Source organism: Pseudoalteromonas sp. SG45-2 (assembly GCF_014164115.1).
Lineage (GTDB): Bacteria > Pseudomonadota > Gammaproteobacteria > Enterobacterales > Alteromonadaceae > Pseudoalteromonas > Pseudoalteromonas distincta.
Genome location: NZ_JACJEO010000087.1, coordinates 1 through 246, shown reverse-complemented (window position 1 = coordinate 246; position 246 = coordinate 1). Strand labels below are relative to the sequence as shown.

1 rRNA gene is annotated in these 246 nt (G+C 47.6%); it reads left to right on the top strand.

The features are described from left to right. Positions 1–44 precede the first annotated feature (44 nt). A 16S ribosomal RNA gene (locus H5116_RS20570) occupies positions 45–246 on the top strand; the annotation flags it as partial.

The window sequence follows — 246 nt, the reverse complement described above, 5'->3', positions numbered from 1 at the left end:
AAAAATTCAGAATTCATTGAGCTGTCGAAAGACATAAAACTTTTTAATTGAAGAGTTTGATCATGGCTCAGATTGAACGCTGGCGGCAGGCCTAACACATGCAAGTCGAGCGGTAACAGAGAGTAGCTTGCTACTTTGCTGACGAGCGGCGGACGGGTGAGTAATGCTTGGGAACATGCCTTGAGGTGGGGGACAACAGTTGGAAACGACTGCTAATACCGCATAATGTCTACGGACCAAAGGGGG